Source organism: Micromonospora sagamiensis (assembly GCF_014680085.1).
In the GTDB taxonomy this organism is placed as follows: domain Bacteria; phylum Actinomycetota; class Actinomycetes; order Mycobacteriales; family Micromonosporaceae; genus Micromonospora; species Micromonospora inyonensis.
The window spans coordinates 2881698-2901688 of sequence record NZ_AP023438.1 but is presented as its reverse complement, the minus strand read 5'-3'; the positions used below and the strand labels follow the sequence as shown (position 1 = coordinate 2901688).

Genomic DNA, 19991 nt, shown 5'->3' with positions numbered 1-19991 from the left:
ACCGAACGCGTCGAGGTGACAGTGGATCGCGCTGTGCCTGGGAGCGCACCGTTCTTCGGAAGCTGGGTCGGCACACGGGCCAGGTGCCGGGGCTGGACAAGCTGATGGCTGCGGGGCGTGCCGTCGCCCCCGGAGGCACCGTCAGCGCAGGGAGGCGCGGGCCGAGAAGGCGATGCTGGCGAGGAGGAAGCCGCCGTTGACGACGGTGAACGCGACCACCACCCAGAAGGTCAGCGCCGGCACGAAGGTGAGCACCAGACCGGCCACGAAGATCACCGCGCCGTAGTCGCGGACCAGCTTCGCCAGGCGTACCGGCAGGGACGTCGAGGTGACCATGCTGGCGGCGTTCGGCCCGGCCTGCATCACCGAGGTGACCAGGTTGACCATCCAGGTGCCGGCGAAGGCGGCCACCAGCCAGACCGGCGTGCCGGGGCGCTGCGCCACCGCCACCGTCCCCAGGGCGGTGACCAGGGCGATCTGGGCGGCCACGTCGCAGAGCACGTCCACCCGTGCGCCGGCCGGGCTGCCCTGCCCGGTCACCCGGGCCAGCTGCCCGTCGGCGCAGTCCAGGGCGTACGCCACCTGCCAGCCGACCAGCGCGACCAGCCCGACCACCCAGGCCGGCACGTCTCCGTCGGCGACCCGGTCGGCGAGCGCCACCACGGTCACCGAGGCGGCCAGGCCGAGCACCAGGTTCATGATGGTCAGCGCGGTGGGTCGCAGGCCCAGCCGCTGGGCGACCAGCGCGAAGACCGCGCCCAGCCACTGGCTGACCGACTCGCTGAACAGGCCACCGCCCCGGTTCACCCGGTGGAAGTCGGCAATGGACGGACGGGGCTCAGCCAAGGTGGTCGCGGAGTGCACCGGCGTAGTCTGCCAGCCGCTCCCGCGTCTCGGTAGGCGACATCGCCAGGTGTTCGAGGATCGTGTAGCGGTCCGGACGGGTGCGGGGGGCGTACTGCACGGCCTCGACGAACTGCTCGTCGGTCAGCCTCAGCCCGGCCGGGTCGGTGGCCAGGCCGTGCCGGTGCAGGCAGCCGGCGAGCTGGGCGAAGCGCTCCGGCTCGTCGCGCAGGAAGGTGCAGAACAGCGCACCGAGGCCGACCTGCTCGCCGTGCGAGGCGGTGCCCGGAAAGAGCCGGTCGATGGCGTGCGAGATCTCGTGGTCACCGCCGCTGGCCGGGCGGGTCGACCCGGCCACCGAGCTGGCGATGCCGCCCAGGATCAGTGCCTCGGCGAGCGTGGTGAGGAAGCCGTCGTCGGTGATCGTGCCGGGGTGGTTGACAAGCGCCTCCGCCCCCGTTCGGGCCAGGGTCACCGCCAGCCCGTCGATCGGCTCGTCGCGTACCCGGTGGGCCAGTTCCCAGTCGGCGCAGGCGCTGATGTTGCTCACCGCGTCCCCGATGCCGGCCTGGGTCTGCCGGTCCGGCCCGTTCTCCACGAAGTCCAGGTCGACGATGACCGCGATCGGCATGTGCACGCCGTACGAGCCCTTGCCGCCCTCGTGGTCCAGGGAGGCGGTCGGCGAGGCGATGCCGTCGTTGGCGAGGCTGGTCGCCACCGTCACCATCGGCATGCCGTACCGGGTGGCGGCGTACTTGGCGGTGTCGATGGTCTTGCCGCCGCCGATGCCGACCACGGCGTCGTAGTGGCGCGAGCGGAGCCGGTCGCCCAGCTCGTTGGCCGCGTCGATGGTGCCGCCGGTGACCATGAACACGTCGGCGGAGCCCAGGCTGGGTTGGCACAGGTTGGCGATCTTCTCGCCCTGGCCGGGGCCGACCACCACTGCCACGTCACCCCCGGCGGAGATCCGCCGGTCGGCCAGGAGCGGGCCCAGGTCGGCCACCGCGCCCCGCCGGACCTCGATCACCAGGGGCGTGTTGACCGTACGGGCTAGTAGTGGCACGCGATCTCCCGCGCGCGGGCCAGGTCGTCGTGGTTGTCGACCTCCACCCAGGCGACGTCACCGATCGGCGCGGCCCGGACCTCGCCGCCACGCTCGGCGAACTCCTGGTAGCCGTCCTCGTAGTAGAGGTTCGGGTCGCGCCGCCAGGTCGTCTCCAGGGCGTCGGCGAGCGCGTCGGCCACCTGCGGCTCGATCAGGGTCGCGCCGATGTACTCCCCGTACGCCTCGGCCGGGTCCATCAACTTGGTGATCCGGGTGAGCTGGCCGGTGGCGTCGAAGGTGGTCTTCATCTCCTCGTCGGCGAGCTTCTTGACCGTGTCGACGGCGAGCAGGATGCCCGGACCACGCTGGGCGAGCAGGGTCCGTTCCACGTCGACCGGGTGGACGGTGTCCCCGTTCACCAGCAGGACGCCCCGGGCGAAGTGCTCCCGGGCCAGCCAGAGCGAGTACGCGTTGTTCCACTCCTCGGCCTTGTCGTTGTGCACGAGGGTGATCGTGACGCCGTACTTCTCCTCCAACGCCACTTTCCGGCTGACCACCGCGTCGGCGGCGTAGCCGACCACGATCACGATCTCGGTCAGCCCTACCTCGGCCAGGTTGCGCAGCGCGATGTCGAGGATGGTCGTCTCCCCGTCCACCGGCACCAACGCCTTCGGCAGGGTGTCGGTGTACGGGCGCAGCCGGCGCCCCGCTCCGGCCGCGAGCACCATCCCGATCATCGGCGACATCCTCCCTGTTACGACTGGCGTCCCCGCTGGAGGATAGTCGGGGCGGACGGTCAGCCGGGCAGCGCGGCCAGGTCGGCGAGCATGGCCAGCCGCTCGTCGGGGGCCAGCACGGTGTACGGGCCGGCGGCCCGGCGGTCGGTCTCCTGCTCGATCGCCAGCCGCTCCGGCCCGTCCGGCAGCGTGCTCACGCTGGCGGCGGTGTGCCCGGCCGCGGTCCACGCCGCGGCGTGCGCGTCGGACCGGTGGTAGCGCAACGTGCCCAGCCGGTTGAGCAGCAGCACGCCCGGCGGGGTGCCGTCCGGCTCGTACGGTGGGGCCATCGCGCGGAACGCCTCGCTGGGCGCGGTGTCGTCGTTCTCCTCGACCACCACCAGCGCGTACGCCAGCAGCCGGCCGAGCGTCTCCACCAGCCGGAGCACCCGCTCGTCGTGCCCGGCCCACAGCTCCTCGGTGACCTCGCCGTGCACCTGGTAGATCTCGGCGAGGAAGGCGCCACCCCGGTCGGTGGCCGAGAAGGCGCCGTCGGGCCGCCGGTGGATCATGCCGTGCGCCACCTGCTTGTCCAGGGCGCGCTGGCAGGTGGCCGGGTCCCGGTACCGGGTCACCGCGGTGAACCCGGCCGCCGTGACGGTGCCACCGGGTGCGGCGAGGCGGGTGCGGAACTCCACCAGGAAGCCGGTCGCCGCCGGCCCGCCGTACCGCTGGCTCAGCTCGGCGCCGCCGCCCTCGCGGCCGGCGAGCATGCCGGCGACGAAGACCCGGTCCATCGCCGGGGCGACCAGCCCCGCGAACCGGTGCGGCGGGAGCTCTACCCCGTCGCTCACAGCCCGATCGAACGTAGGGCGGCGAACGCGTTCTCCGCGATCTGCCGGATCAGCCCGTCGTTGACGTCACGGTGCTCGTCCAGCACCGCCATCTCCTGCTCGGTGATCCACCGGAACTCGGTGTGCTTTCCCGCCTCCAGTCGGGGGTGGTCGAGGTCACCGTCGACCCGGACCAGGAAGTCGGTCTCCACCCGCTCGATGCCGTCGTTGCCGGTGTAGCGGTACTCGCCGACGAGACCGAGCACGTGCGAGACGGTCCAGCCGGTCTCCTCGAAGACCTCCCGGCGTAGCGCGTCCTCGACCTCCTCGCCCGGCTCCAGATGACCGCCCGCAATGTCCCAGGTGTTCGGGAAAAGCCGTCGTTCCGGGGACCGGCGCTGGATGAAGAGGCGACCCTGGTCGTCGACGATCAGTGCGCCTGCGCAGCGTAGAGGCTCGGTGGACACGCCTTGACCCTAGCGAGGGATCAGCGTTCCGGCGACGCCCGGACGGCTCGGCCGGAGTCCGGGGTGTGGGCCGGAAATCGAGGGGTAGAGATAGCTGGTGGGTGCGGGGACAAACCGGTACCGCGCCGCCGGGAGGTCGCCATGCGCAGCGCCAGGGAACTCGTCGAGTCGCAGTACGCGATGCTCCGGCAGCGGGACCTCGCCCGGCTGCCCGAGCTGTACGCGGACGACGCCTTCTACTCGATGCCGGGGTTGACGGTGCGCCCGATCGAGCTTCCGGCGTTGCTGCGGGCCTGGTCGGGGGCCTTCCCCGACCTGCGTCCCGAGTTGACCGGGCTGGTCGAGACGGCCGGTGGGGTGGTGGTCGAACAGCGGATGACCGGTACCCACACCGGCGCGCTGCACACCGCTCTCGGCGCGGTCGCGCCGACCGGTCGCGCGGTGAGCTGGGACGTGGTCGACGTGGTCCGGGCCCGGCACGGCCTGATCGCCTCCTGGCGCTCCTACTTCGACCAGGGCCTGCTCCTGACCGACCTGGGCTGGCGGCCCGAACCGGCCGCCGACGCCACGCTCGCCGCCTGAGCTGGTCGGGGACGGATCACCCGTCCCGGTGGCTCAGGATGCGGACATCGTCGTGCCGTCCGCGATCGGCCACCGGCCGCCCGTACGCTCAGTAGCCATGACCGCCGAGCAGCTGATCTCCTTCGCCCGTGGCGCTCCCTCGCTGGACATCGTCGATGTCGAGGGGCTCAAGGCCGCCGCCGTCCGCGCCTTCGACGTCGACCCCGCCGGAGTGACGGCGTACGGCACCTCCGTCGGTTACCCGCCCCTGCGGAAGTGGATCGCCGACAAGCACGGGGTGGCGGCGGACCAGGTCCTGGTCACCAACGGCTCGCTCCAGGCCGACGCGTTCCTCTTCGACCACCTGGTCCGCCCCGGCGACGCCGTCGTGGTGGAGCGGCCGACGTACGACCGGACGCTGCTGAACCTTCAGCGTCAGGGCAGCGAGTTGCACGCGGTGACCATCCAGCCGGACGGCCTGGACACCGCCGAGCTGCGCAAGCTGCTGGAGTCCGGGGTGCGCCCCCGGCTGGCCCACGTCATCCCGAACTACCAGAACCCGGCCGGTGTCACGCTCTCCCTGGAGAAGCGTCGCGAGCTGCTCGACCTGGCCGCCGAGTACGGTTTCACGATCTTCGAGGACGACCCGTACGCCGACATCCGGTTCCGGGGCGAACCGCTGCCGTCGATGCTCTCGATGGACACCCGGGGTGTCGTGGTGCACGCCTCCAGCTTCACCAAGACGGTCTGCCCGGGGGTGCGGGTCGGTTACCTGGTGGGGCCGGCCGACCTGATCGCCGACATCGCGAGGAAGGCGACCAACCTCTACATCTCTCCCGGCATGGTCTCCGAGGCGATCGTGCACCAGTTCTGCGTCTCCGGTGACATCGAGCGTTCGATCCGGACGGTCAGCACCGCGCTCGGCGAGCGGGCCCGGGTGCTGGCCGAGTCGTTGCGCCGGCACATCCCCGAGGCGCGCTTCGTCGAGCCGGACGGGGGCTACTTCCTCTGGGTCGAGCTGCCGGAGGACGTCGAGGTGGACCGGCTCGCCCCGGCGGCGGCGGAGCGTGGCGTCGCGGTGGTGAAGGGAAGCGACTTCGTCCTCGGTGGCGGCCGGCACGCGCTCCGGCTGGCCTTCTCGGCGGTCACCGCGGACCGGATCGACGAGGGTGTCCGGCGGCTGGCGGAGGCCATGGCCGCCGTCCGGGGCTGACGGCTGCCTACTACGCCAGCCTTCTGTCAGATATCTGACAATAGCCAACTCGGGGCCGGCTCGGGTCTCCCCTCGGGCCGGCCCGCGGCCCACAATGCTGCGAGCGTCCTTCACGTCGAACGGCCTGGTAGGCCCCGGTGCGGTCGTCCGCACTCCCGGCGTGGCGGGCCTCGTGAGCACCCTCCCCCGCCCCCACAGGCGTCGGGTGGGCCGTGTCGCATCTCACCCCCTTCGACGCGACCGGCCCGCCCGACGCCGCCCCCGTACCCGGTCGGTGCCCGCCCCGGTTCCGCGCGACCGGCCCGGCATGTGCCGGCGGCGTACCCTCAAGCGCGCAGCAGCCGTGGGTGGGAGGAGGCGCCGTCATGTCTGACCGGACCGATCGGGCTCGGAACACACCACTCGGCGCCGGCCGGGTCCTCCGCCCCCGGGCATGGGCGGCCCCCGTCCGGGCGATGAGCCGCATCCTGAACACCGAGGACACTCCCCGTCCACCCCACGAGACCGGGCCGGACCGCAGCGCCGTGGTCGACTGCGCCCTCTACGTCGAGGGGATCCGGCAGCCGGGCGACTGGAACTACGCCGACGCGCTCGCCGCGGCCCGCCGCCAGCCGCACGCCTTCGTCTGGTTGGGACTGCACGAGCCGGGCCTGCGGGAGATGACCGGCATCGCGGCCACGTACGGGTTGCACGAACTCGCCGTCGAGGACGCGGTCAAGGCCCAGCAGCGGCCGAAGCTGGAGCAGTTCGGCGAGGTCAGCTTCCTGGTGCTGCGTACCGCCCGGTACTGCGAGCACACCGAACTGACCGAGACCTCCGAGGTGGTCGAGACCGGCCAGGTGATGCTCTTCATCGGGCCTGACTTCGTGATCAGCGTCCGGCACGGGGACGCCTGCCACCTCGCGCCCGTCCGGGCCGACCTGGAGAGCACCCGCGACCTGCTGCTGCACGGCCCGTGGGCGGTGGCGTACGCGGTCACCGACCGGGTGGTGGACCTCTACCTGGAGGTCGCCGACCAGGTCGAGGACGACCTGGACGTGCTGGAGGCGGAGGTCTTCGACCGGCAGAGCCACGGGCGGATCCAGCGGATCTACCAGATGAAGCGCGAACTGGTCGAGTTCAAGCGGGCGGTGGTGCCGTTGCAGCGCCCGCTGATGACGCTCACCGCCCAGGTCAACCGGGAGGTGCCGAAGGAGATCCGGCGCTACTTCCGGGACGTGCAGGACCATCTCAGCCGCACCGTCGAGCAGGTCAACTCCTACGACGACCTGCTGAACTCGATCCTCCAGGCGCGCCTGGCCCAGGTCACCGTCGACCAGAACAACGACATGCGCAAGATCGCGGCCTGGGCCGCGATCGCCGCCGTGTGGACCGCCATCGCCGGCATCTACGGCATGAACTTCGAGAACATGCCCGAGCTGAAGATGACGTACGGCTATCCGGTCGTCCTGGCCCTGATGCTGGCCATCTCGATGGCCCTCTACCGCTGGTTCCGCCGCAACGGCTGGCTCTGACCCGTACCGCGACGGGGAGCGCCGGCGGTGCGGGGTGCTACCCCCGCCTCGCCGGCGCCGCTCCCGACGGCCGTGGCGACGCCGTCCGTGCGGGCGTCAGTGACGACCGCCGCTGGAGCTGTTGGTGCCCCCCATCGCCGTGCTGATGTCGTCGGCCGGACGACCCGAGACGTCCCGGGCCCCCTCGGCGACCGACGGCACCTTGTTGTTCGGGGTGATCGGCTTCGTGGTGGCGGCGCTGCCCGCACCGGCCACCGCCGAGCTGCCGGCCCCGGTCGGTCCGCCGGCGGACGCCGGGCCGGTGGCCGTGCTCGGGGTCCGCACCTCGATGGTCTCCACCTCGTCGCGCATCGGCTCCAGCGTGCGGTTCGGGTCGTACTCGGACCACTCCTGCTGGTCCCGACGACGACGCATCGCCATCGCGCCGGCCACCCCGGCCACCGCCCCGGCCGCGAGCAGACCGGTCATCAGGCCGCCGCGCCGACGGGCCTTCTGCTTCTTCTGCAGCTTCATCATCCGCATGTTCTTCGCCTTAGCCTTCCGGGCCATCGTGCCGGCCTGCGACGCACCGCCACGGGCGGCCACGGCCAGCGGAGCGAGGGTGCCGACCGTCGAACCCCAGCCCCGGAGGGCGGAGTCGCGGACCACCACCACCCGAGGTGCCATCGCACCCCGGGCCGCCTGCACCCGGGGGCCGACGGAGTGGCCGACACCCCGGGACGCGTACGTGGCCGCCTGCATCAGGTGACCGACGCCCCGGTTGAGCTCGGCCCTGGCCAGCTGCCCCTGGGACTTACGCCGCCCGATTCCAAACACGGTCCCACCTCCTGGGAGTTGTTCCTTCGTCATCCTCCACCTTCGGATGCCTCCGCACTGCCAGATCGGGCACATGGGAGGATCCGCATGGAACTGACCGACGAGTGAGGAGTACCCGTGGCCGAGGCTGTCTACGCCACCTTGCACACCAACCATGGCCCGATCCGGCTGGAGCTCTTCTCCAACCACGCCCCGAAGACCGTCCGCAACTTCGTGGAGCTGGCCGAGGGCACCCGGGAGTACACCGACCCGCGCACCGGCCAGCCGGGCAGCGGGCCGTACTACGACGGCACCATCTCGCACCGCGTGATCAGCGGCTTCATGGTCCAGATGGGTGACCCGACCGGCACCGGTCGCGGCGGGCCGGGCTACAAGTTCGCCGACGAGTTCCACCCCGAGCTGCGCTTCGACCGCCCGTACCTGCTGGCGATGGCGAACGCCGGACCGGGCACCAACGGCTCGCAGTTCTTCATCACCGTGGGCCCGACGCCGCACCTGAACAACCGGCACACCATCTTCGGCCAGGTGGCGGACGAGGACTCCGCGAAGGTCGTCGACTCGATCGCCACCACCCCGACCGGCCCGAGCGACCGGCCCCTCTCCGACGTCGTGATCGAGCGGGTCCAGATCGAGCGCTCCCCTGCCTGATCTCCCGTACGAGGTACCTTTGCTCGCATGACTGAGCGCGGCAGGTGCGCGGACGGGAGGGCGAGACCGTGAGCGAGTCACCGCCGACCACCCCCGTCTGCTACCGGCACCCCGGTCGGGAGACGTACGTCCGGTGCACCCGCTGTGACCGTCCGATCTGTCCCGAGTGCATGCGGGACGCCTCCGTGGGCCACCAGTGCCCGGAGTGTGTGAGCGAGGGCCGACGTTCGGTGCGACCGGCGCGCACCGCCTTCGGCGGCGGTGCCGCCGGTCGCCAGGGCTACGTGACCAAGGCCCTGATCTCGCTGAACGTGCTGATGATGCTGCTCTCCATCGCCTCCGACCGGGGCGGTGACTCCGCTGCCGGCGGTTCCGGCTTCGGCGGGTTGATGGGCGGCAGCACCCCGCTGACCGAGTGGGGCGCGGTGCTCGGCCGGGCGCTCTTCCCCGACGGCACCATCCACGGGGTCGCCGAGGGCGAGTGGTACCGCCTGCTCACCGCGATGTTCCTGCACTACGGCGTGGTGCACCTGCTGCTCAACATGTGGGCCCTGTGGGTGCTCGGCCGCTCTCTGGAGGCGGCCCTCGGGCCGTTGCGCTTCCTGGCGCTCTACCTGATCGCCGGGTTGGGCGGCAACGTCGCGGCCTACTTCTTCAGCGCGCCCAACGCGGCCACGGCCGGTGCCTCCACCGCCGTCTTCGGCCTCTTCGCCGCGCTCTTCGTGATCATGCGCCGGCTCGGCCGGGACACCTCGGCCGTGGTGCCCATCCTGGTGGTCAACCTGGTGTTCACCTTCGCCGTGCCGGGCATCTCCATCGCCGGGCACCTGGGCGGCCTGGTCGCCGGGGCGCTGATGGCCCTGGTCCTGGCCTACGCCCCCCGGATGCGCCGCTCGACCTTCCAGGCCGCCGGTGGCGTGGTCATCATGGTGGCCCTGCTCGCCCTCGTCCTCGTCCGCACCTCGGCGTTGCTCGGCTAGGGCCGGGGGTCCGCCCCGGGGCGGTGCGCGTCCAGGAACGGGGCCAGGAGCGTGGCGACCTCGGCCGGGTCGGCGTCGAGGTCGTGCCGGCTGAGCAGGTGGAGCGACTCGCCGGTGTCGATCTCGAGGAACTGGTTGCGTCGACCGAGGCGGGGCCGGTCGTCCACCGACACGGACTCGATCGCCGACCAGTCGAGCGTCCGCCGGCCGGCGAAGCCGGTGACCACGGTCACTCCGGACGGATCCGCCGCGAGCCGTACCGGGGCCAGCAGGTCGCGCGCCGCCCAGACGGCCAACCCGGCCGCGCCCAGCCCGGCGAGGAACACCGGTACCGGGTCGCCCTCGGCGAGGAGCAGGCCGAGCGCCACCAGTGTCCCGGCCCCGGCCAGCTTGACCAGCGGTAGTTTCACCGGTACGCGCCACTGCCGGTGGAAGGACCCTGGGTGCATCCGTCCAGCATGCCCGAGCGGGGGTGGACGCCGTGACGCCACCGGACCCGTACGACGAACCGACCGCCCGGACCCGCACGACCAAGCCCGGAGACGACCGGTCACCCGGGGCGGACGGTGGGTCGCCGCGCGACGTAGGATCGAGGAATCTGAGGTTACCGGGGAGTAGACATGAGTGACGCGGTTATCGTCGGCGCGGTACGCACCCCCGTCGGGCGACGCAAGGGCAGCCTGGCCGGTGTCCACCCGGTGGACCTCTCGGCGCACGTGCTCCGTGCCCTGGCCGAGCGGACGGGCATCGCCCCGGCCGACGTCGACGACGTGGTCTGGGGGTGCGTGTCCCAGGTCGGCGAGCAGTCCTGGAACGTCGCCCGCAACGCCGTCCTCGCTGCCGGCTGGCCCGAGTCGGTCCCCGGCACCACCCTCGACCGGCAGTGCGGGTCGAGCCAGCAGGCGCTGCACTTCGCCGCCGCCACCGTTCTCTCCGGTCAGGCCGACCTGGTCGTCGCCGGGGGAGTCGAGTCGATGACCCGGGTGCCGATGGGGGCCAGTGTGGCCGGGGGGATGCCCTTCAGCGACCAGCTCCGTGAGCGCTACCGGGGTGTCGAGGGCTTCGCCGACGACGAGCCGCTGCCGTTCAACCAGGGCGTCGGCGCGGAGCTGATCGCCGCGCGCTGGCGCTTCTCCCGCAGCCAGCTCGACGAGTTCGCGCTGGCCAGCCACGAGAAGGCGGCCGCCGCCCAGGACGCCGGGGCGTTCGACGCGGAACTGGCCCCGGTGGCGCTGGCCGACGGGGGCAAGTTCACCGCCGACGAGGGCATCCGCCGGGACACGTCGCTGGAGAAGCTCGGCGAGCTGAAGACCCCGTTCCGCGCCGACGGCGTGGTCACCGCCGGGTCCGCCTCGCAGATCTCCGACGGTGCGGCGGCGCTCGCCGTCACCACCTCCGAGTGGGCCAGCCGGCACGGCCTGCGTCCGCTGGCCCGCGTCCACACCGCCGTCGTCGCCGCCGACGACCCGGTCACCATGCTCACCGCCCCCATCCCGGCCACCGCGAAGGCGCTGCGCCGCGCGGGGCTGGGCATCGAGGAGATCGGGGTGTACGAGGTGAACGAGGCGTTCGCCCCGGTGCCCCTGGCCTGGCTGGCGGAGACCGAGGCCGACCCGGAGCGGCTGAACCCGCGCGGCGGGGCGATCGCCCTCGGCCATCCGCTCGGCGCGTCCGGTGCCCGGATCATGACCACGATGCTCCAGCACATGCGGGACAACGGCATCCGCTACGGCCTGCAGACCATGTGCGAGGGCGGCGGCATGGCCAACGCCACGATCGTCGAACTGCTCTAGCCGGCACCGGGCGGCGTCGCACCGGCTGTCCGATCCCGCCCGGTGTCGGACAGCCGGTGTGCCGGACCGTCGCGTGGAATTTCCGGACCGCCCGGTGCGTCGTTGGTCAGGGCATGGACGTCTTCGATCGAACGTTCCTGCCCGCCGCCGCCGAGACCGGGCTCGCCGTGCAGACGGTCAGCCGGCACATGCCCGTCTTCCGTCGCTGCGTCCGGGCGGACGACGCGACGATCCTGGTCGCCCGCTGCACCCGTCCGGACCGTCCGGTGTCCGGGGAGTACCTGCTCCTGATGACCTACCAGCGACTGGTCGTCACCCGGCAGAGCCCGCTGCTGCACCGGCTCCACCTGCACCTGAACACCGAGCTGCGGCACCTGAGCAACGTCACCTGGAACCCGGATTCCCGGCTCCAGCGGGTGGAGCTCTCCGCCACCGCGATCGACGGGGCGCGGGAGCGGTTCCTGATCCGGACGGAACACCCGAAGCAGGTGTGGCAGATCGACACCCTGCTCGACCACGCCTTCCGGTCCCGGTTGCGGCTGCCCCGGGCGGTCACCACCGCCGGGGCACCCGTCGCCGGCCACCGGCCCGCCAACGGCAGACCCACCTCGGGCCGGCCCGTCACCGGCCGACGCCCCGCCGGGCGGGGCTGATCCACCGCCGGGCGCGGGTCCTTACCGAATCCGAACACAACCTGTGGTGATCCACGCCGGACGGTCAGGAATCATGATCCGGTGAGCGTCGACGCACCGCACCACCGTGGACTCGTCCTCGTGGTCGAGGACGAACCGGCCATCGCCGACCTGGTCCGGCTCTATCTGGCGCGGGACGGGTTCGGCGTCCACGTCGAACGGGACGGCCCGACCGGGCTGGCCGCCGCCCGCCGCCTCCGACCGGTCGCCTGCGTGCTGGACATCGCCCTGCCCGGCCTGGCCGGGACCGAGGTCTGCCGTCGGCTGCGGGAGGCCGGCGACTGGACACCGGTCATCTTCCTCACCGCCCGGGACGACGAGGTGGACCGGATTCTCGGCCTGGAACTCGGGGCCGACGACTATGTGACCAAGCCGTTCAGTCCGCGTGAGCTGGTCGCCCGGGTCCGGGCGGTGCTGCGGCGCGCGGCCGGGGTGCCGGACGGGGCGGAGCGGCCCCGGCAGGTCGGCACGGTCACCCTCGACCCGGCCCGGCGCACGGTCACCGTCTCCGGCACGCCCGTCCAGCTCACCTCGACCGAGTTCGACCTGCTCGCCCACCTGATGGCCCGCCCCGGACGGGTCTTCACCCGTGAGGAACTGCTCGCCGGGGTCTGGGGTTACGCGGCGCACGCCGGCACCCGGACCGTCGACGTGCACGTGGCGCAGGTCCGGGCCAAGCTCGGCGACGTCAACGTGATCCGCACCCACCGGGGCGTGGGATACGCCGCCGATGGCTGACCGCCCCGCCGGCCCGCCCGGCGTCGATCAGCCGACCGGGGCGCTGCCGACGGTGGCCGCGACCGGGCCGCGCCGATTCCGGCCCGGTCGTACCCTGACCGCCCGCGCGGTGCTGGTCACCTGCGCGGTGGCACTGGTGTCGGTGCTGGTCACCGCGGTCGTGGCGGTGCCGCTGGCGGTCCGCAACGCCCAGCGGCAGGCGCAGCACACGCTGGCCGCGCAGGCGCAGATGACCGTCGAGGTGCTCCGGTTCCGGCTGAACCGGGGCCGTCCGACCGACGACGAACGGCTGCTGCGCCTGCTGGCCAACCAGGACGTCGAGGCGTACCTGATCCGGGACGGGCGGGTCGACCGGCCCGGCCTGCCCCCGCAGGTGGTCGAGCGGGTCGCCGCCGGCCGGGACGTCTCCGTCCGGCGGCTGGTCGACGGCCGGCCGGCCCTGGTCGAGGGGCGCGCGCTCGGCGACGGCAACGGGGTGGTGCTCACCCGGTCCCGGGTCACCGGGCTCTGGCGGCAGGTGCTCCTGAGCATCTGGGTGCCGCTGCTCGCCGGGCTGGCCGCCGGGCTGGTCGCGGGCTGGCTGCTGGCCCGCCGCCTGGCCCGCCCGATCCGGCAGGCGGCCACCGCCGCCGCCCGGCTCAGCGCCGGGGACCGCGCGGTACGGGTACCGGTCGAACCGCCCGACGAGGTCGCCGAGTTGGCGCACGCGCTCAACGGGCTGGCCGAGGCGCTCACCACCAGCGAGGGACGGCAACGGGAGTTCCTCCTCTCCGTCTCGCACGAGCTGCGTACCCCGTTGACCGCCGTCCGGGGGTACGCCGAGGCGCTCGCCGACGGCGTGCTCGGCCCCGACCAGGCGGCGCAGACCGGGCGGACCATGCTGGCCGAGGCGGAGCACCTGGACCGCCTGGTCAGCGACCTGCTCGCGCTGGCCCGGCTGGAGGCGGCCGACTTCCCACTCGACCCGGTCCCGGTGGACCTCGTCCAGCTCGTCGCCGCGGCGGCGGACACCTGGTCGGCCCGGTGCGCGGCGGTCGGCCTGGCGTTCCGGGTCGAGGTGCCCGCCGGGCCGGTTCCGGTGTACACCGATCCGGGGCGGATCCGGCAGGTGGTCGACGGGTTGCTGGAGAACGCGCTGCGGGTCGTACCGCCGGGGGCGCCGGTCGTGCTCGCGGCCCGACCGGCGGGTGTGGACCCGGTGGCGGGCGGGGTGGTCGAGGTCCGGGACGGCGGGCCGGGCTTCACCGACGACGACCTGGCGGTGGTGTTCGAGCGGGGCGCCCTGCACCGGCGGTACCGGGGGATCCGGAAGGTCGGCAGCGGGCTGGGACTGGCGCTGGCCGCCGGGCTGGTCCGGCGGCTCGGCGGCACGGTCACCGCCGGGCACGCCCCGGAGGGCGGCGCGACGTTCACCGTCAGGCTGCCCGGAGTGCCGCACCGGACCCCGCCACCGGCCTGACCCGTCTGGTGGGGTGACAGAGGGTGCTGAGCGCTTGACGCCGCGCCGATGCTGGCAGGCCGGGTCGACACGCTACGCTGTCCCCGACGTACAGTCGCCCCCGTGGAGAAGCCCGTGAAGCTGTCGATCCTCATGCCGGTCTTCAACGAGGAGGAACGCATCGCGGACGCCCTCAAACAGGCGTTGGCGGTCGAGTACCCGTGCGACATCGAGCTGCTCGTGGTCGACGACGGCAGCCGGGACGGGACAGCCGAGGTCCTCAGCCGGGTCGACGACGCCCGGCTGCGGGTGATCACCCACCCCCGCAACGCGGGCAAGGGCGCGGCCATCCGGACGGCGGTGGCCCACGCCGAGGGCGACTACATGGTCATCCTCGACGCGGACCTGGAGTACGACCCGCAGGACATCCCGAGGCTGCTCGCCCCGGTGCTCGACGGTCGCGCCGAGGTGGTCTACGGCAATCGCACCTTCGGCAGCCACAGCGCCTACAGCTTCTGGTACGTGATGGGCAACAAGGGCGTCACCACGGCCGCGAACGTGCTCTTCAACTCGTACATCGGCGACCTGGAAACCTGCTTCAAGCTCATGCCCGTCGAGCTGTACCGCTCGCTCGACGTGCGGTCCCGGGGGTTCGGCATGGAGGCGGAGGTGACCGGCAAGCTGCTACGCCGCCGGATCCGCCCGTACGAGGTGCCGATCAGCTACCGGGCCCGGGGCCGCGAGGAGGGCAAGAAGATCACCTGGAAGGACGGCGTCGAGGCGCTCTGGATCCTGGGCCGGGAGCGGACCCGCCGCCGCCCCCAGCCCTGACCGCGACACCACACCGCCGGCCTCAGCCCAGGAACGCGTCGACCGAACGGCGCAGCCCGGCGGCGTCCAGTCCGTGCCAGCGGCTGTGGTCGTCCGCCGTGCCGTAGCGGCGCAGATCCTGCCGGCCGACCCCGAGCGCCAGCAGCCGGTGCGGCCGGTCGGCGAGGGCCTCGCTGACCACCCGGCTCGACGTGCCGGCCAGGTAGGGCTCCACCAGGATCACCTCGGTGCCGGCGAGTGCCCGCAACCCGGCGGTGTCGAAGGGGCGCGGCCGGTGGGTGTACGCCACCGTCACGTCCAGCCCGGCCACCGCTGCCAGGCTCTCGTCCAGCAACGGCCCGACGGCCACCAGCAGCGGCGCGCCCGGTCCCGCGTCCCGGAGCACCCGCAGCGAACCGTCGCCGCCGTACGGCCGGCTGTTCGCCATCGTCGACAAGCGCAGGTACACCGCCCCGTCCCCGGCCACTGCGGCGCGCAGCAGCGGCGGCACCTCGTCGGGGTGCCCCGGCACGTGCACGGTCCAGCCGTGCAGCGTGTCGATCAGCGCCACGTCCGCCGGGGAGAGGTGGGTCCGCCCGGCCTCCGGCCGGTCGTAGGAGGCCCCGACGCTGACCAGCACCGCGGTCACGTCCTGGTGGTCGAGGTCCAGCTTGATCTGCTCGTACGCCCGCTCGACCAGGAACGGGGCGTAGGTGTGCACCACCGGGCGGAGCCCGGCCAGGGCCAGCCCGCCGGCCACGCCCACCATCAACTGCTCCCGGATGCCCACGTTGACCACCCGGTCCGGGTGTCGTCGGGACGCCTCGGAGAAGCTGTCCGCCGAGATGTCGGCGAGCACCACGGCGGTCCGCGGATCCTCGGCCAGCAACTCGTGCGCGGTGTCGACGAAGCGGTCCCGCATCACGGTCTCCGCCTCAGTCGTGGTCGCCTCGACCACGGTCTGCTCGGCCACTGTCGTCACAGCTTCACTCCTTTTCGCCGACGACCGCGACGACGACGTGCGGCCGGTGGTGGTCGTGCCCGGTCAGAGCGGCGTACAGGGCGTCGTGGTCGTTTCCGTCGACGGTGGACGCCCGCCAGCCGTTGACGGTGAACCGGGCCGCGATCCCGCCGGGCCAGCCGTGCGTGGCGGACCGGTTGTCCACCACGATCGCGGTCAGCCCGGCCAGTCCGGTCGCGCCCGCGTACGCGATCGCTTCGTGGTTGGAGCCCTCGTCGAGTTCGGCGTCGCCGAGCAGGACGTACACCCTCGGGGTGAGCAGTCCCTGGGCCCGCAGGCCGAGCGCGGTGCCCACGCCCAGGCCGAGCCCGTGCCCGAGGGACCCGGACCCGATCTCGACGCCGGGCACCAGGACGCGGTCCGGGTGGCCGCCGAGACGGCTCGCCGGCCCGTAGGCGTCGTCCAGCCACTCCGGCGGGATGAACCCCTTCGCGGCCAGGACGGCGTAGTAGCCCGCGACGGCGTGCCCCTTCGACAGGAGGAACCGGTCCCGGTCCGGGTCGTCCGGCCGGTCCGGGGAGATTCGTAGGATCCGGTCGTAGAGCACCCAGAGGACATCGATGGTGGAATACACGTTCGGCCCGAAGTCGTCCTCCTGGGCTGCGGCGGCCCGACGCAGCAGCGGCGCGACCGGGCCCGGGACGACGGGGGCGCTGGCGATGGTGACGGTCATGCCGCTAGCCTGCAAGTTGAAGCTCACTTCAACTCAAGGGCGATGTGATGCAGGAGTCACTCACCATCGGTCAGCTCTCCGCCCGTAGCGGCGTCGCCCCCTCGGCGCTGCGCTACTACGAGCGGCTCGGCCTCATCCACGCCGAGCGCACCGGCGGAAACCAACGCCGGTACGCCCGCGCCGAACTGCGTCGGGTGGCGTTCATCCGGATCGCCCAGCAGGTCGGCGTGTCCCTGGACGAGATCCGGGACGCACTCGAGTCGCTGCCCGGCGGGCGTACCCCCAGCGCACAGGACTGGGCCCGGATCTCCGCCGCCTGGCGCAGCCGGTTGGACGAGAAGATCCGACTGATCAGCAAGCTGCGGGACGACCTCACCGGCTGCATCGGCTGTGGTTGCCTGTCGTTGCAGCGCTGCACCCTCAACAACCCGTCCGACAAGCTCGCCGGTGAGGGGCCGGGCGCACGCCTGCTCCAACCCCGCCCCTGAGGCGGTTGCCGTGTCGCTGAGGTGGTTGCCGTGTCGCTGAGGTGGTTGCAGGGGCCCCCTCCTCATCAAAATGCGGTAACAGGGGACCCCTGCAACCACCTCACCCCGGGACCGTCAGCCGGTGACCAGCAGCACCTTGCCCAGATGGTCGCTGGACTCCACCAGCCGGTGCGCCCCGGCCGCGTCGGACATCGGCATCCGCCGGTCCACCACCGGGCGGATCCGGCCCGACTCCACCAGCGGCCAGACCTGCTCCCGTACGCCCTGGACGATGGCCGCCTTCTCGGCGGGCGGACGGGACCGCAGTGCCGTCGCGGTCACCGACGCCCGCTTGGCCAGCAGCGTGCCGAGGTCGAGTTCGGCCTTCCGCCCGCCCTGCATGCCGATCACCACCAACCGGCCGCCGGTCGCCAGCGCCGCCACGTTCCGGCCGAGGTAGGCCGCGCCCATGATGTCGAGGATCACGTCCGCGCCCCGACCGTCGGTCACCCGGCGGACCTCCTCGACGAAGTCCTGCTCCCGGTAGTCGACGGTGTGCGCCGCACCCAGCTCGCGCAGCCGGCCGTGCTTGGCGGCACGGGCGGTCACCACCACGGTCGCGCCGAGCGCCGCGCCGAGCTGGATGGCGAACGTGCCGATGCCACTGCCACCGCCGTGCACCAGCAGCGTCTCGCCCGCCGCCAGCCGGGCGATCTGCACGACGTTCGACCACACCGTGCAGGCCACCTCGGGCAGCGCGGCGGCGTCGACCGGGTCGACCCCGGCCGGCACCGGGAGCAACTGCCCGGCCGGTACGGCGACCCGCTCGGCGTACCCGCCGCCGGCCAGCAGCGCGCAGACCTCCTGACCGACCCGCCAGCCGGTCACGTCGGGGGCGGTCGCGGCGACGACCCCGGCGCACTCCAGGCCCGGGTACGCCGACGCGCCCGGCGGGGGCGGGTAGTGCCCCTGCCGTTGCAGCAGGTCGGCCCGGTTGACCGCGCTGGCCCGCACGTCGACGATCACCTCACCGGGGCCGGGCTCCGGGTCGGGCACCTCGGTCCAGCGCAGGGCTTCGGGTCCACCGGGTTCCGGGATCGTGATCGCGTGCATGAACCTGTCTTACCCGATCCGTCCCTCGACCCACGCCCGGGTGAGGATCTCGGTCACGGCCTGTTCCGGGGTCTGGTCGGAGGTGTCCAGCCAGAGCCCGATCCGGGGCGTGTCGGCCCGGAACCCGGCGTCCAGGTCGGCGACCGGCCAGTCGCCGTACCCCTTCTTGGGCCGGTCCCGCTCGCGGACGGCGACCACCTCCGGGCGGGGTGCGAGCACCACGACCGCCAGCGGTCGGTGCCGGATCCGGTCGACCATCGCCGCCAGTTCCGGGCCGAGGATCACGTCCTGGCAGACCACGGTGAAGCCGGCGGCGGCGTACGTGTCGGCGGCCGACGCGGCGAGGTCGTACCGGAGCCGGAGCTGCCGCCACGCCTCCTCCGACGGTGTGGCGGTCATCTCCTCCCGGCCACTGACCACCATCCGGCGGAAGACGTCGCCGCGCAGGTGAACCGCGCGCGGCAGTCGGCGGGCCAGCAGCTCGGACACTGTGGACTTGCCGGCAGCCATGATCCCGGTGACCAGTACCACCGACGGGGTGTCCCACATGCCGCGATGATCCCACGTTCGGGCGGGACGCCGACTCGCGACGCCGCCCGGTCATGGCAGACTAGGCGGGTCGCGTACCCCTCGGGGACGCGTCGGGAGGGTTCGCCTAGTGGCCGATGGCGCTGGTCTTGAAAACCGGTAAGGCAGCGATGTCTTCGTGGGTTCGAATCCCACACCCTCCGCCTCCCGAGCAGCACAAACGCCCCCTTGGCCGGCACTGACACCGGTCACGGGGCGGGTCTGTCGCCAGCGAATCCGTCTCCCGTCATCTCACCCTCCTCCTGACCGGTGGGCAGGGCTGAGCCATTCCTGATCAGGCATTTCCTCCACGTCCGAGGCGGTGCGAGCGACTGCCGCCGCCGAATCGTGCGGATCGCCGCCCGGGGAGAAAAGCGACCGACAATTTGTTCCCGTCATTCGGTCGACTGCGTCGAGGCTGAGTTCCAGAGGGTCCTGCGCTTGTTTCGGATTTCTGGCGGTGTATCACCGACAATGGCCGGGCCTGGCGGTTGTCCACCTGGCCGGAACCTTTTTCGGGCCGATTCCGATGGCGGGGTGCGCGTGGGTGATCCGGGACCGGAGGGAAGCGTCCCGGCTGGCGGTGAACGAGGGTGGCGCACAGATGATCGTCGCTTTGAGTGACGGCCTCCCGGTGGTGGTTGCCCTCGCATCGCGGGCTCGACTGAGTCGGCAGTCAGTGTTCGAACGCCTAAGGGCGGCACCAGTCGGTACCACTTGGTAGGGGTTGACCTCGGGAGATGGTGGTCCTAGCGTGGCTCGTGCGGCCCGTGGCGAGGATCACGAGCCGTGCCCCTTGTAGGAAAGAGGTCATCGCGATGAACACTGCCGCCAGTGCTCTGATCACGGAGAGTGAGTCCTTCGAGTCTGCGGAGGCCGCCAGCGAGGTCGTCGAGGTCGTCGAGATCGAGTTCGACGAACTCGGTCGCTTCGAGTCTCTGTCGATGTGCTGCAACTTCACCATGATCTGATCCGGAGTACGCGGGCCGGCGGGATCGATGACCGGGGCCCACCCGATCGGCTTGATCCCGCCGGCCTGGCCA

At 72.4% G+C, this 19991-nt stretch carries 23 protein-coding genes and 1 tRNA gene; 13 read left to right on the top strand and 11 right to left on the bottom strand.

The window, feature by feature from the left end; genetic code table 11:
- Positions 1-141: 141 nt before the first annotated feature.
- From IGA62_RS12540 to IGA62_RS12520, 5 genes are read right to left on the bottom strand one after another with little or no spacing between them, the layout of a single operon-like run.
- A complete protein-coding gene (locus IGA62_RS12540; RefSeq protein ID WP_145821465.1) occupies positions 142-864 on the bottom strand; it encodes a CDP-alcohol phosphatidyltransferase family protein in 723 nt (240 codons plus the stop codon).
- Positions 839-1906, bottom strand: a complete 1068-nt coding sequence (locus IGA62_RS12535) for an iron-containing alcohol dehydrogenase family protein (RefSeq protein WP_145821467.1) — start codon at positions 1904-1906, stop codon at positions 839-841. Before IGA62_RS12535 ends, IGA62_RS12540 begins: the two co-directional genes overlap by 26 nt.
- Complete coding sequence (locus IGA62_RS12530) at positions 1894-2625, bottom strand: phosphocholine cytidylyltransferase family protein (RefSeq protein WP_145821470.1); 732 nt, start codon at positions 2623-2625, stop codon at positions 1894-1896. Before IGA62_RS12530 ends, IGA62_RS12535 begins: the two co-directional genes overlap by 13 nt.
- Before the next feature lie 59 nt (positions 2626-2684).
- On the bottom strand, positions 2685-3458 hold the full coding sequence (locus IGA62_RS12525; protein WP_145821472.1) for a helix-turn-helix domain-containing protein: 774 nt from the start codon (positions 3456-3458) through the stop codon (positions 2685-2687).
- Entirely contained in the window at positions 3455-3904 is a 450-nt protein-coding gene (locus IGA62_RS12520) for an NUDIX domain-containing protein (RefSeq protein ID WP_145821474.1), read from the bottom strand. The genes IGA62_RS12525 and IGA62_RS12520 overlap by 4 nt, the downstream gene beginning before the upstream one ends.
- A 141-nt stretch (positions 3905-4045) precedes the next feature.
- On the opposite strand from IGA62_RS12520, the gene IGA62_RS12515 reads away from it, so the two are divergent.
- From IGA62_RS12515 to corA, 3 genes are all read left to right on the top strand, one after another.
- Positions 4046-4486 (top strand): ester cyclase, encoded by a 441-nt coding sequence (locus IGA62_RS12515; RefSeq protein ID WP_145821476.1) that lies wholly within the window; start codon positions 4046-4048, stop codon positions 4484-4486.
- A gap of 97 nt (positions 4487-4583) precedes the next feature.
- A complete protein-coding gene (locus IGA62_RS12510; RefSeq protein WP_145821478.1) occupies positions 4584-5678 on the top strand; it encodes an aminotransferase-like domain-containing protein in 1095 nt (364 codons plus the stop codon).
- Between the two features lie 365 nt (positions 5679-6043).
- Positions 6044-7192 carry a magnesium/cobalt transporter CorA gene (gene corA, locus IGA62_RS12505; protein WP_145821480.1) on the top strand — a complete coding sequence of 383 codons (1149 nt, stop codon included), beginning with the start codon at positions 6044-6046 and terminating at the stop codon, positions 7190-7192.
- 96 nt (positions 7193-7288) lie between these two features.
- On the opposite strand, the gene IGA62_RS12500 is transcribed toward corA, so the two are convergent.
- Positions 7289-8041, bottom strand: a complete 753-nt coding sequence (locus tag IGA62_RS12500; RefSeq protein WP_145821482.1) for a hypothetical protein — start codon at positions 8039-8041, stop codon at positions 7289-7291.
- Between the two features lie 84 nt (positions 8042-8125).
- On the opposite strand from IGA62_RS12500, the gene IGA62_RS12495 reads away from it, so the two are divergent.
- Complete coding sequence (locus IGA62_RS12495; protein WP_145821484.1) at positions 8126-8656, top strand: peptidylprolyl isomerase; 531 nt, start codon at positions 8126-8128, stop codon at positions 8654-8656.
- Between the two features lie 68 nt (positions 8657-8724).
- The gene (locus IGA62_RS12490) at positions 8725-9636 is read left to right on the top strand and encodes a rhomboid family intramembrane serine protease (protein ID WP_145821486.1); all 912 of its coding nucleotides are present in this window, start codon (positions 8725-8727) and stop codon (positions 9634-9636) included.
- Here IGA62_RS12490 and IGA62_RS12485 read toward each other — a convergent pair.
- Complete coding sequence (locus tag IGA62_RS12485; protein WP_145821488.1) at positions 9633-10085, bottom strand: PH domain-containing protein; 453 nt, start codon at positions 10083-10085, stop codon at positions 9633-9635. The genes IGA62_RS12490 and IGA62_RS12485 overlap by 4 nt on opposite strands.
- A gap of 171 nt (positions 10086-10256) precedes the next feature.
- On the opposite strand from IGA62_RS12485, the gene IGA62_RS12480 reads away from it, so the two are divergent.
- The 5 genes from IGA62_RS12480 (at position 10257) to IGA62_RS12460 (ending at position 15128) form a co-directional block, all read left to right on the top strand.
- Complete coding sequence (locus tag IGA62_RS12480; RefSeq protein ID WP_145821490.1) at positions 10257-11429, top strand: thiolase family protein; 1173 nt, start codon at positions 10257-10259, stop codon at positions 11427-11429.
- 113 nt (positions 11430-11542) lie between these two features.
- Positions 11543-12082 (top strand): hypothetical protein, encoded by a 540-nt coding sequence (locus tag IGA62_RS12475; RefSeq protein ID WP_145821492.1) that lies wholly within the window; start codon positions 11543-11545, stop codon positions 12080-12082.
- Positions 12083-12163: 81 nt separating this feature from the next.
- Entirely contained in the window at positions 12164-12859 is a 696-nt protein-coding gene (locus IGA62_RS12470; RefSeq protein WP_145821494.1) for a response regulator transcription factor, read from the top strand.
- Complete coding sequence (locus tag IGA62_RS12465) at positions 12852-14318, top strand: sensor histidine kinase (protein ID WP_145821496.1); 1467 nt, start codon at positions 12852-12854, stop codon at positions 14316-14318. Before IGA62_RS12470 ends, IGA62_RS12465 begins: the two co-directional genes overlap by 8 nt.
- 114 nt (positions 14319-14432) lie before the next feature.
- Positions 14433-15128, top strand: a complete 696-nt coding sequence (locus IGA62_RS12460; RefSeq protein WP_145822261.1) for a glycosyltransferase family 2 protein — start codon at positions 14433-14435, stop codon at positions 15126-15128.
- A 22-nt stretch (positions 15129-15150) separates the two neighbouring features.
- Here the strand turns inward: IGA62_RS12460 and IGA62_RS12455 are convergent, their stop codons facing one another.
- Both IGA62_RS12455 and IGA62_RS12450 read right to left on the bottom strand, forming a co-directional pair.
- The gene (locus IGA62_RS12455; protein ID WP_145822262.1) at positions 15151-16029 is read right to left on the bottom strand and encodes a transketolase family protein; all 879 of its coding nucleotides are present in this window, start codon (positions 16027-16029) and stop codon (positions 15151-15153) included.
- A 64-nt stretch (positions 16030-16093) separates the two neighbouring features.
- Positions 16094-16801 (bottom strand): transketolase, encoded by a 708-nt coding sequence (locus IGA62_RS12450; RefSeq protein ID WP_145821498.1) that lies wholly within the window; start codon positions 16799-16801, stop codon positions 16094-16096.
- Positions 16802-16848: 47 nt separating this feature from the next.
- Between IGA62_RS12450 and soxR the strand changes: the two genes are divergently transcribed.
- Positions 16849-17289, top strand: a complete 441-nt coding sequence (gene soxR / locus IGA62_RS12445; RefSeq protein WP_145821500.1) for a redox-sensitive transcriptional activator SoxR — start codon at positions 16849-16851, stop codon at positions 17287-17289.
- A 114-nt stretch (positions 17290-17403) separates the two neighbouring features.
- Here soxR and IGA62_RS12440 read toward each other — a convergent pair whose 3' ends face one another.
- On the bottom strand, positions 17404-18381 hold the full coding sequence (locus tag IGA62_RS12440) for an NAD(P)H-quinone oxidoreductase (RefSeq protein WP_145821502.1): 978 nt from the start codon (positions 18379-18381) through the stop codon (positions 17404-17406).
- Positions 18382-18390: 9 nt separating this feature from the next.
- The gene (locus tag IGA62_RS12435) at positions 18391-18930 is read right to left on the bottom strand and encodes an AAA family ATPase (RefSeq protein WP_145821504.1); all 540 of its coding nucleotides are present in this window, start codon (positions 18928-18930) and stop codon (positions 18391-18393) included.
- A 95-nt stretch (positions 18931-19025) separates the two neighbouring features.
- Here IGA62_RS12435 and IGA62_RS12430 point away from each other — a divergent pair.
- Together IGA62_RS12430 and IGA62_RS12425 are read left to right on the top strand one after the other, a co-directional pair.
- Positions 19026-19112 (top strand) — tRNA-Ser (locus tag IGA62_RS12430).
- Positions 19113-19766: 654 nt separating this feature from the next.
- Positions 19767-19919: a hypothetical protein gene (locus IGA62_RS12425; protein ID WP_186500094.1), complete on the top strand. Its 153-nt coding sequence runs from the start codon at positions 19767-19769 to the stop codon at positions 19917-19919.
- The last annotated feature ends 72 nt before the right edge of the window (positions 19920-19991 follow it).

Bases quoted from the DNA above. Each gene is read 5' to 3' on its own strand.
- IGA62_RS12510 (WP_145821478.1), top strand. From the start codon at position 4,584: ATGACCGCCGAGCAGCTGATCTCCTTCGCCCGTGGCGCTCCCTCGCTG.
- IGA62_RS12455 (WP_145822262.1), bottom strand. From the start codon at position 16,029: ATGCGGGACCGCTTCGTCGACACCGCGCACGAGTTGCTGGCCGAGGAT.
- soxR (WP_145821500.1), top strand. From the start codon at position 16,849: ATGCAGGAGTCACTCACCATCGGTCAGCTCTCCGCCCGTAGCGGCGTC.
- IGA62_RS12485 (WP_145821488.1), bottom strand. From the start codon at position 10,085: ATGCACCCAGGGTCCTTCCACCGGCAGTGGCGCGTACCGGTGAAACTA.
- corA (WP_145821480.1), top strand. From the start codon at position 6,044: ATGTCTGACCGGACCGATCGGGCTCGGAACACACCACTCGGCGCCGGC.
- IGA62_RS12440 (WP_145821502.1), bottom strand. From the start codon at position 18,381: ATGCACGCGATCACGATCCCGGAACCCGGTGGACCCGAAGCCCTGCGC.
- IGA62_RS12465 (WP_145821496.1), top strand. From the start codon at position 12,852: ATGGCTGACCGCCCCGCCGGCCCGCCCGGCGTCGATCAGCCGACCGGG.
- IGA62_RS12480 (WP_145821490.1), top strand. From the start codon at position 10,257: ATGAGTGACGCGGTTATCGTCGGCGCGGTACGCACCCCCGTCGGGCGA.
- IGA62_RS12500 (WP_145821482.1), bottom strand. From the start codon at position 8,041: ATGACGAAGGAACAACTCCCAGGAGGTGGGACCGTGTTTGGAATCGGG.
- IGA62_RS12530 (WP_145821470.1), bottom strand. From the start codon at position 2,625: ATGATCGGGATGGTGCTCGCGGCCGGAGCGGGGCGCCGGCTGCGCCCG.
- IGA62_RS12515 (WP_145821476.1), top strand. From the start codon at position 4,046: ATGCGCAGCGCCAGGGAACTCGTCGAGTCGCAGTACGCGATGCTCCGG.
- IGA62_RS12425 (WP_186500094.1), top strand. From the start codon at position 19,767: ATGAACACTGCCGCCAGTGCTCTGATCACGGAGAGTGAGTCCTTCGAG.
- IGA62_RS12435 (WP_145821504.1), bottom strand. From the start codon at position 18,930: ATGTGGGACACCCCGTCGGTGGTACTGGTCACCGGGATCATGGCTGCC.
- IGA62_RS12450 (WP_145821498.1), bottom strand. From the start codon at position 16,801: ATGACCGTCACCATCGCCAGCGCCCCCGTCGTCCCGGGCCCGGTCGCG.
- IGA62_RS12475 (WP_145821492.1), top strand. From the start codon at position 11,543: ATGGACGTCTTCGATCGAACGTTCCTGCCCGCCGCCGCCGAGACCGGG.